Annotated in this window: 14 protein-coding genes; 5 read left to right on the forward strand and 9 right to left on the reverse strand. The window is 72.6% G+C overall.

What is annotated here, in order from left to right; translation table 11 throughout:
• Nucleotides 1–86: 86 nt before the first annotated feature.
• From ACWGSR_RS07065 to ACWGSR_RS07080, 4 genes are all read right to left on the reverse strand, one after another.
• Entirely contained in the window at nucleotides 87–677 is a 591-nt protein-coding gene (locus ACWGSR_RS07065) for a malonic semialdehyde reductase (RefSeq protein ID WP_453564121.1), read from the reverse strand.
• A 170-nt stretch (nucleotides 678–847) separates the two neighbouring features.
• A complete protein-coding gene (locus ACWGSR_RS07070; protein WP_453564124.1) occupies nucleotides 848–1,129 on the reverse strand; it encodes an exodeoxyribonuclease VII small subunit in 282 nt (93 codons plus the stop codon).
• 47 nt (nucleotides 1,130–1,176) lie between these two features.
• A complete protein-coding gene (xseA, locus tag ACWGSR_RS07075) occupies nucleotides 1,177–2,394 on the reverse strand; it encodes an exodeoxyribonuclease VII large subunit (protein ID WP_376234988.1) in 1,218 nt (405 codons plus the stop codon).
• Between the two features lie 230 nt (nucleotides 2,395–2,624).
• Nucleotides 2,625–4,007: an APC family permease gene (locus ACWGSR_RS07080; protein WP_453564128.1), complete on the reverse strand. Its 1,383-nt coding sequence runs from the start codon at nucleotides 4,005–4,007 to the stop codon at nucleotides 2,625–2,627.
• Nucleotides 4,008–4,231: 224 nt separating this feature from the next.
• Here ACWGSR_RS07080 and ACWGSR_RS07085 point away from each other — a divergent pair, with 224 nt between their 5' ends.
• Together ACWGSR_RS07085 and ppgK are read left to right on the forward strand one after the other, a co-directional pair.
• On the forward strand, nucleotides 4,232–5,263 hold the full coding sequence (locus ACWGSR_RS07085; protein WP_376234994.1) for a 4-hydroxy-3-methylbut-2-enyl diphosphate reductase: 1,032 nt from the start codon (nucleotides 4,232–4,234) through the stop codon (nucleotides 5,261–5,263).
• Between the two features lie 182 nt (nucleotides 5,264–5,445).
• On the forward strand, nucleotides 5,446–6,189 hold the full coding sequence (ppgK, locus tag ACWGSR_RS07090; protein ID WP_376234996.1) for a polyphosphate--glucose phosphotransferase: 744 nt from the start codon (nucleotides 5,446–5,448) through the stop codon (nucleotides 6,187–6,189).
• Between the two features lie 23 nt (nucleotides 6,190–6,212).
• Here the strand turns inward: ppgK and ACWGSR_RS07095 are convergent, their stop codons facing one another.
• Nucleotides 6,213–6,755 (reverse strand): DUF6542 domain-containing protein, encoded by a 543-nt coding sequence (locus ACWGSR_RS07095; RefSeq protein ID WP_453564224.1) that lies wholly within the window; start codon nucleotides 6,753–6,755, stop codon nucleotides 6,213–6,215.
• 425 nt (nucleotides 6,756–7,180) lie between these two features.
• Between ACWGSR_RS07095 and ychF the strand changes: the two genes are divergently transcribed.
• Together ychF and ACWGSR_RS07105 are read left to right on the forward strand one after the other, a co-directional pair.
• Nucleotides 7,181–8,269 carry a redox-regulated ATPase YchF gene (gene ychF / locus ACWGSR_RS07100; RefSeq protein WP_376240722.1) on the forward strand — a complete coding sequence of 363 codons (1,089 nt, stop codon included), beginning with the start codon at nucleotides 7,181–7,183 and terminating at the stop codon, nucleotides 8,267–8,269.
• A 208-nt stretch (nucleotides 8,270–8,477) separates the two neighbouring features.
• Complete coding sequence (locus ACWGSR_RS07105; RefSeq protein WP_453564132.1) at nucleotides 8,478–8,981, forward strand: hypothetical protein; 504 nt, start codon at nucleotides 8,478–8,480, stop codon at nucleotides 8,979–8,981.
• A 140-nt stretch (nucleotides 8,982–9,121) separates the two neighbouring features.
• On the opposite strand, the gene ACWGSR_RS07110 is transcribed toward ACWGSR_RS07105, so the two are convergent.
• Genes ACWGSR_RS07110 through ACWGSR_RS07120 form a run of 3 tightly spaced genes read right to left on the reverse strand, consistent with a single transcriptional unit; the run spans nucleotide 9,122 to nucleotide 10,613 of the window.
• Nucleotides 9,122–9,754, reverse strand: a complete 633-nt coding sequence (locus ACWGSR_RS07110) for a DUF6000 family protein (protein ID WP_453564135.1) — start codon at nucleotides 9,752–9,754, stop codon at nucleotides 9,122–9,124.
• Nucleotides 9,697–10,236 carry a hypothetical protein gene (locus tag ACWGSR_RS07115; protein ID WP_453564136.1) on the reverse strand — a complete coding sequence of 180 codons (540 nt, stop codon included), beginning with the start codon at nucleotides 10,234–10,236 and terminating at the stop codon, nucleotides 9,697–9,699. The genes ACWGSR_RS07110 and ACWGSR_RS07115 overlap by 58 nt, the downstream gene beginning before the upstream one ends.
• Nucleotides 10,233–10,613, reverse strand: coding sequence for a CPCC family cysteine-rich protein (locus tag ACWGSR_RS07120; protein WP_453564139.1), 381 nt, complete (start codon nucleotides 10,611–10,613; stop codon nucleotides 10,233–10,235). The genes ACWGSR_RS07115 and ACWGSR_RS07120 overlap by 4 nt, the downstream gene beginning before the upstream one ends.
• Before the next feature lie 203 nt (nucleotides 10,614–10,816).
• Here ACWGSR_RS07120 and ACWGSR_RS07125 point away from each other — a divergent pair, with 203 nt between their 5' ends.
• The gene (locus ACWGSR_RS07125; RefSeq protein WP_453564142.1) at nucleotides 10,817–11,575 is read left to right on the forward strand and encodes a Crp/Fnr family transcriptional regulator; all 759 of its coding nucleotides are present in this window, start codon (nucleotides 10,817–10,819) and stop codon (nucleotides 11,573–11,575) included.
• On the opposite strand, the gene ACWGSR_RS07130 is transcribed toward ACWGSR_RS07125, so the two are convergent.
• Nucleotides 11,555–12,196, reverse strand: a complete 642-nt coding sequence (locus tag ACWGSR_RS07130; RefSeq protein ID WP_453564145.1) for a Pycsar system effector family protein — start codon at nucleotides 12,194–12,196, stop codon at nucleotides 11,555–11,557. The genes ACWGSR_RS07125 and ACWGSR_RS07130 overlap by 21 nt on opposite strands.
• Nucleotides 12,197–12,238: the final 42 nt, after the last annotated feature.

The raw sequence follows: 12,238 nt of genomic DNA on the forward strand, positions 1-12,238 counted from the left end.
CGGCGGTACGGGGAGGGCCCCGCACTCCATGAGTGCGGGGCCCTTTCCGTGTCCGCGGCCGGCCGTCGCGCGGCCGGTCACCGGTCTCAGACGGTGGTGACGACCTCGTCGAAGGAGAGGCGCGGGGAGCGCGGGAACCAGGCGTCCTCGCCCGGCCTGCCGATGTTGACGACCATCAGCGGGGTGTGGTCGGCGTCGAGGAACTCCTTCTGGACGCCGGCGAAGTCCAGGCCGGTCATCGGGCCGGCGGCCAGGCCGGCGGCGCGGACGCCGACGATGAAGTACGCGGCCTGGAGGGCGGCGTTCAGCAGGGCGGACTGCTCGCGGACCGGGCGCTCGCCGAAGAACATGTCCTTGGCCTGCGGGAAGTGCGGGAGCAGCGCCGGCAGGTCCTCGTGGAACTCGTTGTCGGCGGAGAGGATCGCGACGAGCGGGGCGGCGGCGGTCTTGGGCCGGTTGCCCTCGGCCATGTGCTTGACCAGGCGCTCGCGGGCCTCGGGGGAGCGGACCAGGGTGATGCGCAGCGGGGTCTGGTTGAAGGCGGTGGGGCCGTACTTCACCAGGTCGTATATCGCCTGGACCTGCTCGTCGGTCACCGGCTCGTCGGTGAACGTGTTGGCGGTGCGGGCCTCGCGGAAGAGGAGGTCCTGGGCGGCGGGGTCAAGGGCGAGAGACATGCTGCGTACCTTCCGGACTGCACAAACTGCACAAGGTGGGGGTCGCTCGTACAAAGTTCAAGCGATGTCCTCGACAGTACGCCCGTGATTGGTGAAAGTTCAACTATCTCATCCGGATAGTGATCCGGTTCACTCCTGAGTCTACGCCAGGCCGGGGACGCCCCGGAGCGTCACTTCCCGTCGCCCCCGGAGGCCCCGTCCTCCCCTTCCGCGTCCGCCGCGTCCGCCGCGTCCGCCGCCAGTGCGGCGTCCAGGCGGGCCCGGGCGCCCTCCAGGCGGAGCCGGCAGACCTTCGCCAGCTCCTCGCCGCGCTCCCAGAGCGCGAGGGAGTCCTCCAGGGTGGTCCCGCCCGCTTCGAGCCGCCGGACGACCTCGATCAGCTCGTCCCGCGCCTGCTCGTACCCGAGGGCGGTCCCGTCCGTACCCGTACCCGTATCCGTGCCCGCTGCCATGTCCGTCCTTCCGTCGATGTGGTGATCTGTGGGGGCCCTCGGGCCGCTCAGCCGGAGTCGGCCACGCGCCGCACCGTGAACTCGCCCTCCGCGACCCGGGCCCGCAGCTCCTCGTCCCCGGCGACCTCGCCGGGGGAGCGGACCACCGTGCCGTCCGCCCGCTGGAGCACCGCGTACCCCCGCTCAAGGGTCGCGGCGGGGGAGAGCGCGCGGACCCGCGCCCGCGTGTGCGAGAGCTCCGAGTCGGCCCGGTCGAGGAGATGGCCGAGGACCCGTCGGCTCCGGGCGAGCAGCGCGGACACCTCGTCCTCGCGCACCTCGACCATCCGCAGCGGCTGCTCCATGACGGGCCGCGCGAGCGCGTGCGCCAGGCCGCGCTCCTCCCGGTCCAGGAGCCCCTGCACGGTCCGCAGCGCCCGGTCCCGGAGGCCGCGCACCCGGTCGAGCTCCTCGCCGACGTCCGGGACGACCTTCTTGGCCGCGTCCGTCGGCGTCGAGGCGCGCAGGTCGGCCACCAGGTCGAGCAGCGGGGAGTCCGGCTCGTGCCCGATCGCGGAGACCACCGGCGTGCGGCAGTCGGCCACGGCCCGGACGAGCTGCTCGTCCGAGAACGGCAGCAGGTCCTCGACGCTGCCGCCGCCCCGGGCCACGACGATCACGTCCACGTCCTCGTCCGCGTCGAGCTCCCGGACCGCCTGGACGACCTGCGGGACGGCCTTCACGCCCTGCACCGCGACGTTGCGCACCTCGAAGGCGACGGCGGGCCAGCGGCGGCGCGCGTTCTCCAGGACGTCCCGCTCCGCCGCCGACGCGCGGCCGCAGACGAGGCCGATCCGGCGCGGCAGGAACGGCAGCGGCTTCTTCCGGTCAAGCGCGAACAACCCCTCGGCGGCCAGGGTCCGCTTCAGCTGTTCGAGCCGGGCGAGCAGCTCCCCGATCCCGACCGGCTTGATCTCGGCGGCCCGCAGCGAGAGCTGCCCGCGCGGCGCGTACCACTCGGGCTTGGCGTGCACGACGACCCTGGCCCCCTCCGACACGACGTCCGCGACCGCGTCGAAGACCTGCCGGTAGCAGGTGACGCCGACGGAGACGTCGTACGAGGGGTCCCGCAGCGTCAGGAAGACGACCCCGGCACCGGGGCGCCGCGACAGCTGCGTGATCTGCCCCTCGACCCAGATCGCCCCGAGCCGGTCGATCCAGCCCCCGATCAGCCGGGAGACCTCACCGACGGGGAGCGGCGTTTCGGCGGAGGTAGTCAGAGCCATGGACCGAGCGTAACGGCGCGGTACGACAACGTCAGGACGGCGGTGTCGGGGCGGCGGTGTTGGGGCAGTGGTGTCGGGGCGGCGGCGTCGGGACGGCGAGGTCGGGATGGCGGTGTCGGAGCGGCGGCGTCGGGACGGCGAGGTCGGGACGGCAGTGTCGGGACGGCGATGTCAGAGCGGCGAAGTCGGGGCGGCGAGGGCGGGACGGCGGGGAGGCCCTTCCGGCGCCGTCACCTCACCGGCGCCCGCCGGGTCCCCTGGACCGCCAGCACCACCAGGCCGATGCCGAGCCACACCACGCCCACCACCTGCGCGGCCACCGAGGCCTCGACGATCACCGCGACCAGGATCGCGGCGCCGACGACCGGCGCCACCACGTGCTTCAGCACGTTCGGCGGCCCCTCCGCCCTGCGTACGGCGAACCAGCCCACCACGCTCGCGTGCAGCAGTACGAAGGCGGTGAGCGCGCCGACGTCGACGACCGACACCAGGTGGTCGAGGCCGTCGTCCCGCCGCGCCGCCCACACCGCCGCGACCATCGTCACCGTGGCGGACACGAGCAGCGCCACGCGCGGCACGCCCCCGTCCGTACGGGCCAGCAGGTGCGGCAGCCGCCGGTCGCGGCCCATCGCGAAGAGCAGCCGCCCGCCGGCCGCCTGCCCCGCGAGCGCAGCGAAGGCCGCGCCGATCGCCTTGGAGGCGGCCACCAGGTCGTGCAGCCAGTCGCCGACCGAGGTGTCCACGGCGTCGTAGAAGGCGGAGCCCTGCCTGCCGGGGTCGGCGGCGAGCTCGGCCGAGGAGACGGGTTCGAGCAGCGCCACCAGCCAGGTCTGCGCCACGAAGAGCACGCCCGCGAGCGCCAGGCAGAACAGCAGCGCCCGCGCCACCTTCGCCGAGCCGCCGGTGACCTCCTCCGCGAAGGAGGCGATCGCGTCGAAGCCCAGGTAGGAGAGGACGGCGACCGAGACCGCGCCGATCACCGCGGCGAGCGAGAACGACGCGTCGCCGGTCAGCGGCGACCACCAGTCGCGTCGCGCCCCGTCCCGTACGAGCACCACCACGGCCGAGGCGACGAAGACGAGGAGGACGACGATCTCCATGGCGAGCACCGCGAAGCCGACGCGGGCCGCCGCCCGGACGCCCCACAGGTTGAGCAGGGTGGTGAGGACCACGGCGATCCCGGTCCACACCCACCGGTCGACCGCCGGGACGAGCGCCTCCATGGCGATGCCCGCGAAGAGGTAGGCGACGGCCGGGATCAGGAGGTAGTCGAGCATCGCCATCCATCCGGCGACGAAGCCCGGCCCCTCCCCGAGGCCCTTGCGCGCGTACGTGAAGACGGAACCGGCCTGCGGGGCGACCCGCACCATCTGGGCGTAGCTGAACGCCGTGAACGCCATGGCGACCGTCGCCACCACGTACACCAGGGCGACCGCCCCGTGGGACTTGGCGTCGAGCGTCCCGAAGACGCCGACCGGCGCCATGGGCGCGATGAAGAGCAGCCCGTAGACGACCAGGTCGCGGAACCCGAGGTTCCGTCGGAGCCCCGTGTGGTCCGTACCGCCGCCACCGTCGCCGTTCCCGCCCGCCGCCACCTGCGATTCCTCGGCCATGAGGTCAGTTTCGGCCACGAGGGCGACCGAATCGCTGAGCGACGCGGCGGTGGTGCCGCGGGCCCGTCCGCGCGCCCGCCGACGCGGCGTTCCCCGGTGGGACACGGCGACGCGGGCGCACGGGCGCGGCGTCCCCTGGTGGGACACGGCGACGCGGGCGCACGCGGGGGCGGCGTTCCCCGGTGGGACACGCCGACGCGGGCGCGCGGGGGCGCGGCCTTACGATGGGACGCATGACTGCAACGCCCGCGCCGACGCCCGATTCCGCCTCCGCGACGAACCGCCCGAAGCGTGTCCTGCTCGCCGCTCCCCGCGGCTACTGCGCGGGCGTGGACCGTGCCGTGATCGCGGTGGAGAAGGCCCTGGAGCAGTACGGGGCCCCGATCTACGTCCGGCACGAGATCGTCCACAACAAGTACGTCGTCCAGACCCTGGAGCGGAAGGGCGCGATCTTCGTCGACCAGGCGACCGAGGTGCCGCCGGGCAACATCGTGATGTTCTCCGCGCACGGCGTCGCCCCGACCGTCCACGAGGAGGCCCGGCAGGGCCGGCTCGCGACCATCGACGCCACCTGCCCGCTGGTCACCAAGGTCCACAAGGAGGCCGTGCGCTTCGCCAAGGAGGACTTCGACATCCTCCTCATCGGCCACGAGGGCCACGAGGAGGTCATCGGCACCTCCGGCGAGGCCCCGGACCACATCCAGCTGGTCGACGGCCCCGAGGACGTCGCCAAGATCGAGGTCCGCGACCCCTCCCGGGTCGTCTGGCTCTCCCAGACCACGCTGTCGGTCGACGAGACGATGGAGACGGTCGACGCGCTGAAGGAGAAGTTCCCGCAGCTCATCTCCCCGCCGTCGGACGACATCTGCTACGCCACGCAGAACCGCCAGACCGCGATCAAGGAGCTGGCCGGCCAGGCCGACCTGGTGATCGTCGTCGGCTCGAAGAACTCCTCCAACTCGATCCGCATGGTCGAGGTCGCCAAGCAGGCCGGCGTGCCCGCCGCGTACCTCGTCGACTTCGCGAGCGAGATCGACGAGGCCTGGCTGGAGGGCGTGACCAGCGTCGGCCTCTCCTCCGGCGCCTCCGTCCCGGACGTCCTGGTGCAGGAGGTCCTGGAGTGGCTGGCCGAGCGGGGCTACGCGGACGTCGAGATCGTCAAGACGGCCGACGAGTCCCTGACCTTCTCGCTCCCCAAGGAGCTCCGCAACAAGGACCTGAGGGCCGTGGCCGAGAGGCTCGGCGCGGCCGAGTAGCGGGCCGGGCGGAGAAGCGGCGGTACGCCGACCGGTGAGTCGAGCGGCCGAGCGGTGACCTGTTTGGTGAGCCGGGCGGCCGAGCGGTGACCTGTTTGGTGAGCCGAGCGGCCGAGCGGTGACCCGTCCGGTGACGAGGCGCCCCACCCCCTTGCGGTCTTACGGTCCCTTACGGTGGGTCCATGAACGTCTTCGGAGTGGACATCGGCGGCTCGGGCATCAAGGGCGCTCCCGTGGACCTGGAGCGAGGCGCGCTCACCGAGGAGCGCCACAAGGTACTGACCCCGCAGCCCGCCACACCCGACGGTGTGGCGGGCTGCGTCGCGGAGGTCGTGGCGCACTTCGGCTGGACGGGACCGGTGGGGTTGACCTTCCCCGGCGTGGTGACGGGCTCCACGATCCGTACGGCCGCGAACGTCGACAAGTCCTGGATCGACGTCGACGCGGGCGCGCTCATCGGCGAACGCATCGGGGGCCTCCCCGTGACCGTCCTGAACGACGCGGACGCGGCCGGGATCGCGGAGATGACCTTCGGCGCGGGCCGGGGCCGCAAGGGCACGGTGATCATGCTGACCCTGGGCACGGGCATCGGCTCGGCCCTCTTCGTCGACGGCCGGCTCGTCCCGAACACGGAGCTGGGGCACCTGGAGCTCAAGGGCCACGACGCGGAGAAGCGGGCCTCGACGAAGGCCAAGGAGGACGAGGACCTCAGCTGGGAGCACTGGGCGACCAAGCGGGTGCAGAAGTACCTCGCGCACGTGGAGATGCTGTTCTCGCCGGAGCTCTTCATCATCGGCGGCGGCGTCAGCCGCAAGGCGGACAGGTTCCTGCCGCTGATTGAGGGGATCCGGGCGGAGATCGTCCCGGCGGAGCTCCAGAACAACGCGGGGATCGTGGGGGCGGCGATGGCGGCGGGCGGGAAGTAGGGAGGGGCTCCGGGCCCGGTGGTTCACCGGGCCTTGGCGGCCTTCGTGGCCTTGGCGGCCTTCGTGGCCTTGGCGGCCTTGGCCGCTTTGGCTGCCTTCGCGACGGGGTCCGCGGCCCCGATGGCTCCGACGGTCCCGGAGGTCCCGGTGGCGGTCCGGGTCCGCTGCTGCCGCCGCCCCATGTCCCGCACCTTCCGGACGCTGGCGATGAGGCCGGCGACCAGGGTGCCGCCGTACAGCCACCCGGCGTGCACGGCGAGGGCGGTCACGACGGCCATGGCCTGGCCGCCGAGGCCGCCGGTGCCGCCCGCGATGGGGAGGACGCCGACGGCGAAGGCGATGGGGACGGCGATGGGGGCGGTGACCAGGTCGGCGGTGCGGACCCAGAGCGCGGTCAGGGCGCTGACCGGCAGGAACAGCAGCCCGTAGGCGACGGGGGAACCGTCGAGGAGCAGCAGGTCGAGGAAGCCGGTCACCAGCATGACGGCGGAGGCGAAGAGCCCGGCGCCGAGCCCGGTGAGGCGGGGCGCGGGCAGCCGCCGCAGGGCGAGGACGACGGGGGGCACGGGCCGGCCGCCGGGCCGCCGGCCGGGGGCGGGCCCCGGGGCGCGGCCGGGAGCACGTCCGGGAGCGCCCGGCGCCGCGGCCCGCTCGACGCGGGCGCCGCCGGGTGTCCGCCCGGTCCTGCCGGTCACGCGGTACACGGCGGCGCCCTCCACGAGCGGGCCGGAGGGCGCGGCGGGTGCGGCGGGCGGCGGGGCGGCGGCCGGCGAACCGGCCGATTTCGGCCGTCGGCGCCCCTGGGGCTGGCTTGTCCTGTGCTGCTCCACCCGACCAACGTAGGTCGGGAGGGGGCGGGAACCGGGTCCGGGACACGCCCTTTGGGTGACCTTGCCCCCGAGATCGACCGAAGGTCGGCGTCACTGGCCGGTTCGGCCCGCCCGTAAACTGGGGGATCGGCCCACCATCCACACTTCAGGAAGTCGCCACCGTGTCGCTCACGATCGGAATCGTCGGTCTGCCGAATGTCGGCAAGTCGACCCTGTTCAACGCCCTGACCAAGAACGACGTGCTGGCGGCCAACTACCCGTTCGCCACGATCGAGCCCAACGTCGGCGTCGTCGGCGTCCCCGACGCCCGCCTGACCAAGCTCGCGGAGATCTTCAGCTCGCAGCGCGTCCTCCCGGCGACGGTCGACTTCGTCGACATCGCGGGCATCGTGCGCGGCGCGAGCGAGGGCGAGGGCCTGGGCAACAAGTTCCTGGCGAACATCCGCGAGTCGGACGCGATCTGCCAGGTCATCCGCGCCTTCAAGGACGAGAACGTCGTGCACGTCGACGGCAAGGTCTCGCCGAAGGACGACATCGAGACGATCAACACGGAGCTGATCCTCGCGGACCTCCAGACGATCGAGAAGGTCCTGCCGCGCCTCCAGAAGGAGTCCCGGATCAAGAAGGACGTGGCGCCGAAGGTCGCCGCGGTCGAGGCGGCGCAGGCGATCCTGGAGAAGGGCGACACCCTCTTCTCGCAGGGCATCGTCCAGGGCTCGGAGAAGGCGGAGCTCCTCCACGACCTGCACCTGCTCACCACGAAGCCGTTCCTCTACGTCTTCAACGTGGACGAGGACGAGCTGACGGACGACGCCTTCAAGGCCGAGCAGAGCGCCCTGGTGGCCCCGGCGGAGGCGATCTTCCTGAACGCCAAGCTGGAGCAGGACCTCGCCGAGCTCGACGAGGAGGACGCCATGGAGCTCCTCCAGTCCGTCGGCGCCGAGGAGCCCGGCCTCGCCACCCTCGCCCGCGTCGGCTTCGACACCCTCGGCCTCCAGACCTACCTGACGGCCGGCCCCAAGGAGTCCCGCGCCTGGACGATCAAGAAGGGCGCCACGGCCCCCGAGGCGGCCGGCGTCATCCACACGGACTTCCAGAAGGGCTTCATCAAGGCCGAGGTCATCTCCTTCACCGACCTCGTCGAAACGGGCTCGGTCGCCGACGCCCGCGCGGCGGGCAAGGCGCGCATGGAGGGCAAGGAGTACGTGATGCAGGACGGGGACGTGGTGGAGTTCCGCTTCAACGTCTGACACGTCCGGCGAAAGGCCGTCCGACCTGCGATGGAGCGGGTCGGACGGCCTTTTCGTTCCGCGCGGGGGGCTCGGCGTGCTGACTGCTTCACCGTGTTGCGGCCTCTCGGTGTCAAGTTCGAGTCACGTCCCGGGTCCCGGGGTATGTGAAAGCCGCTGATGGCGCTGGTGGGTCCCCGGTCGAGGTTCCCGTGGGCATGCTGTCGCGGTGAGTGAATCCTCGGACGAGTGGCAGGCTTGGTCGAGCGGTCTGGACGCGCGTGGAAGGGCGACGGCCGAGTCGCTGCGCGCCCGGTTCGAAGCGCTCGGCGCGGCCGATGCCGGTGACTGGGCCAAGTCGGAGATCCGTGAGGGTCTTCCGCACCTCGCGCGGTTCGTGCTGCTGCGAAGTCTGTGGCGCGGTCCGATCGGCGGTTGGGCCGATCCGGATGCCTTCGATCGGCTTCCGGCCGCCCAGCGGCTCCTCGCTGCCGGGGCGGACGAGGAAGATCTCGTTCGGCTGGCGCGAGCGGTCGCCTACGAGGCGGTGTTCGCAACGCTCGATGAGCTCGACTCCGGAAGTGATGCGAAGGTATCGGGCGTCGATGTCGGCTGGCTCGTCATGGAGTCGGCCGAAGACGGCGCTCCGACCGGGCGGGCCCTCTCGGGTCTGCACGAAGACCTCTCGACCATGGATCCGAGCGGACGCGATGGGGCGGACCTGTGGCAGTAGCCCTGGCGCAGGGTCCGTAACGCATTCCGATGTCCTCGCTGTTCGTGGCGGCGAGGGCATCGGTTCCTCCGGGGGAAGTCGGAGTGAAGGGCCGGCACCTGGCGTGCGGACTCCATGGAGCCGCAGTCACGTGGCTGTTGCTAGAGCCTGGTCCAGCCGTTGGCGAAGTCGCACCGGAGGTCCGTCCAGCGGTGCTGCTCGGCGGGGGTGTAGCTGGGGCGGTCGTGGAGGTGGGGCAGGGCGTCGACCCATTGGTCCCAGAGGCCGCCGGGTCGGATGAAGCGGTCGGCGTGACGGGTGCCGAGGTGGGCGTCGAGGCGGAGGAGGGCGCCGAGGGCTGCGGGCTGGTCGTAGCGCAGGTCGGTGCGGGGGAGGTAGTGGTCGAGGTAGGCGGTGAGGATCTCGGCGTCCGCGTGGGTACCGAAGCGGGCCAGGGCGAAGCAGTAGGCGCCGCCGGAGTAGCAGACCTCGCTGGCCAGGAGCAGGTCGCCGATGCGTTCGCGGAACCGTTCGCGGCGGTCGATGCCGATCAGCCAGGCGGCGGTGAGGCGTGAGCGCCACTCGTAGCCGAGGAGGGCTTCCAGTTCCTCGTCGGTGATCGCGGCGGCGTCATTCAGCAGGTGTCGGGTGAAGCGGGTGGTGTGCCACCACCGGGGACTCAGGAAGCGCCCGCCGCCCAGTACGAGGTAGCGCGGGATGCCCCCGTACATCCTCGTCACATAGTCCTTGACCACATGGCCGTATCCGATCTCCTCGGGGCGCTGGAACGGCATCGGTCACCTCTCCGGGTACAGGTCGGTACGGTCGATCCAGGTGGGGCGACGAAGACGTCGTCGCCGGTGGGGGCTTCGGAGGCTTCCAGCAGGGACCAGGTGCGGGACTCCTCGACCAGGTGCTCCCAGGGCGCGGTCCAGTCGAGTTCCCAGTTCAGGGCAGGGCCGGAGGCGCCGTATGTGTCGCAGGCGTCCACTCGCCAGAACTGGGAGTAGAGGATCACCTGGGCGTGGTCGGCCAGGTCGTTGATGATCTCGGTGAAGTGGGCTGAAGGCCGGCCGGGGGCGTTGTCCGCAGCGGTGGGTCGTAGGCGCGCGGTGAGCGGAGGGGCGACAGGGGGGCGGGCGCCGAGAGAAGGTGGTCCGTCGCTGAGGGTGGGGATGGCGTCGGAGCCGATGCCGATCAGTACTGCGCGGGCGTCGTACGACGGGCCGGTCGAGTCGTCGAGTTGCTGGATCAGTCTCTCGATGTGGGTGGTCATGAGTGGGCCCGGCGCCAGAAGGTGGGCAGCCACCAGCAGAGCACCGAGCTGTCGTCGGGCCACGGGGCGCGGTCCTCGGCCGTCCAGTCCTCGAAGGAGTCGCGCGTCAGGTCGACGGGGCGCCAGGCGGGGTCGAGCGGTTCGTCCTCGGCCGGCGGGCGGACGTGCCGAAGGCCTCGTTCGTCGCAGGCGCCGAAGTCCTGGTAGTTGCGCTGGGCCTCGATCAGGGAGACCTTGTTCGCCCCTCCGGCCCTGGCCGGCCAGCGGAACTGGACCCCGTCGTCCTCCCAGAAGCAGACGGGGCAGATCTCGTACGAGCCGGGCATCGCGTCCAGTACGCGGTGCCCGCAGCACGGGCAGGGGTGGGAATCGCTCACCCGTGCAGTCTCCTTGCGAACCTCGCCGGGGTGCCAGGGATTTCTCCGCCCCGGCACCGCCGGACGGTCCGCAGGACACCCGTGGGCGGCCGCCGGCTGTTCGCCGGCCTCTCCGCGGTCCGTGTCGTGAGTGGCCGCGGTTCCGTACGGGCGGGTGCATTCGTGGGGTGAGGATCTAGCCTGGGCGGGTGGAGAGCGGAGGCGTGGGTGTGGAGCCGGGCGGGGAGTGGGGATGGCCGGACCGGAGTCTGCTCGGGGTGCTGCCCGCTCCCGCGCGGGCCGAACTGCTCGGTCTGGGGTCGGAGTTGACGTTCGGATCCGGTGGTGTGCTTCTTACCGAGGGCGCCACGGACCGGCATCTGTACGTGATCCTCAGCGGGTTCGCCAAGGTCACCGCGACCGTGGAGAACGGGCAGGAGTCGCTGCTCGCCGTCCGGGTCGGCGGTGACAGCGTGGGGGAGATGGCGGCGCTCGACGGGGCGCCGCGGTCGGCCGGGGTGGTGGCCTGCGGGCCGCTGCGGGCGAGGGTGATCGGGCCCGACGCCCTGCGCGGGCTCATGATGCGGCGGCCCGAGGTGGCCATGGCGCTGACCCGGATCGTGGCCGACCGGCTGCGCTGGGCCAATCGGCGGCGGCTCGATTTCCGGGGCTACACGGTCAAGGTGCGCCTCGCCCGGCTGCTGGTGGAACTGGCCGTCGCGTACGGCCGTCCCCGGTCGGGCGGCGGCCACGTGATCGGCTTCCAGCTCACCCAGCCCGAACTCGCCGCCCTCACCGGCGCCGCCGAGACCACCGTCCACAAGGGGCTGCGCGAGCTGCGGGACGAGGGGCTGCTCGGTACCGGATACCGCACGACCACCGTGCACGACCTCGCCCGGCTCGCCCGGGTCGCCGAACTCGCCGAGCCCGTGGTGCCGCCCGCCCCGCGCCGGCCCCGGGGGTCAGCCGAGGAGCGGCCGTAGCAGCAGGCAGAGCCCCGCGGCGGTTCCCATCACCGCGGTGCACACCACGGCCGCCGTCACGCAGCGGTACTTCCGCAGGGCCACCTCGGAAAGGAAGTGGACCATCGCGCGCAGCTGCCGCTCGTCCTCGTCGGACGGAGTGGGCGCGGGTGCGGGCGCGGCGGGCTGCGGCGGGTCCGAGGCCGCGGCGAGCGAGACGAAGCTGTAGCCGTTGGGGCCGGTGGGCCGCCAGACGCGCGGCCGGAGCGCCAGGGCGAGCGAGACCGCGCCGCCGAAGAGGCCGCAGGCGAAGAGGACGAGCAGCACCCCCGCCGTCCAGCCGAGCGGGCCGCCGCGCCGCCAGCCGTCGAGCGCCGCCTCGCTCCACGCGCCCGCCGTTCCCACCAGGGCCGCCTGCGCGGCGGAAAGGATGCCGGCCTTGGTGTCGGCGTGCTGGTGCGCCGCCTGCAGGACGGGCAGCATCGTGCGCGGGGCGCGCGCGGGCGCGCCCTCGGCGGGGGCGGGCGCCGGCGCGGTCTCCGAGAGGGCGGGTGTCGTCGCCGTCCCGGGGGGCGCGGATGCCGGTGCGGTCTCGGAGGGTGCGGATGCCGGTGCGGTCTCGGCGGTCGGGGCGGATGTCACGGGGCCTCCAGGCGGCTCGAACGGACTTCCATTGAGCCGCCG

It is taken from the genome of Streptomyces sp. NPDC055632, assembly GCF_053618675.1.

What these genes read in the sequence shown, in the direction of transcription:
- ACWGSR_RS07080 (WP_453564128.1), bottom strand. Translation starts at nt 4,007, where the DNA reads ATGGCCGAGGAATCGCAGGTGGCGGCGGGCGGGAACGGCGACGGTGGC.
- ACWGSR_RS07065 (WP_453564121.1), bottom strand. Translation starts at nt 677, where the DNA reads ATGTCTCTCGCCCTTGACCCCGCCGCCCAGGACCTCCTCTTCCGCGAG.
- ACWGSR_RS07110 (WP_453564135.1), bottom strand. Translation starts at nt 9,754, where the DNA reads ATGCCGTTCCAGCGCCCCGAGGAGATCGGATACGGCCATGTGGTCAAG.
- ACWGSR_RS07115 (WP_453564136.1), bottom strand. Translation starts at nt 10,236, where the DNA reads ATGACCACCCACATCGAGAGACTGATCCAGCAACTCGACGACTCGACC.
- ppgK (WP_376234996.1), top strand. Translation starts at nt 5,446, where the DNA reads ATGAACGTCTTCGGAGTGGACATCGGCGGCTCGGGCATCAAGGGCGCT.
- xseA (WP_376234988.1), bottom strand. Translation starts at nt 2,394, where the DNA reads ATGGCTCTGACTACCTCCGCCGAAACGCCGCTCCCCGTCGGTGAGGTC.
- ACWGSR_RS07070 (WP_453564124.1), bottom strand. Translation starts at nt 1,129, where the DNA reads ATGGCAGCGGGCACGGATACGGGTACGGGTACGGACGGGACCGCCCTC.
- ACWGSR_RS07085 (WP_376234994.1), top strand. Translation starts at nt 4,232, where the DNA reads ATGGGACGCATGACTGCAACGCCCGCGCCGACGCCCGATTCCGCCTCC.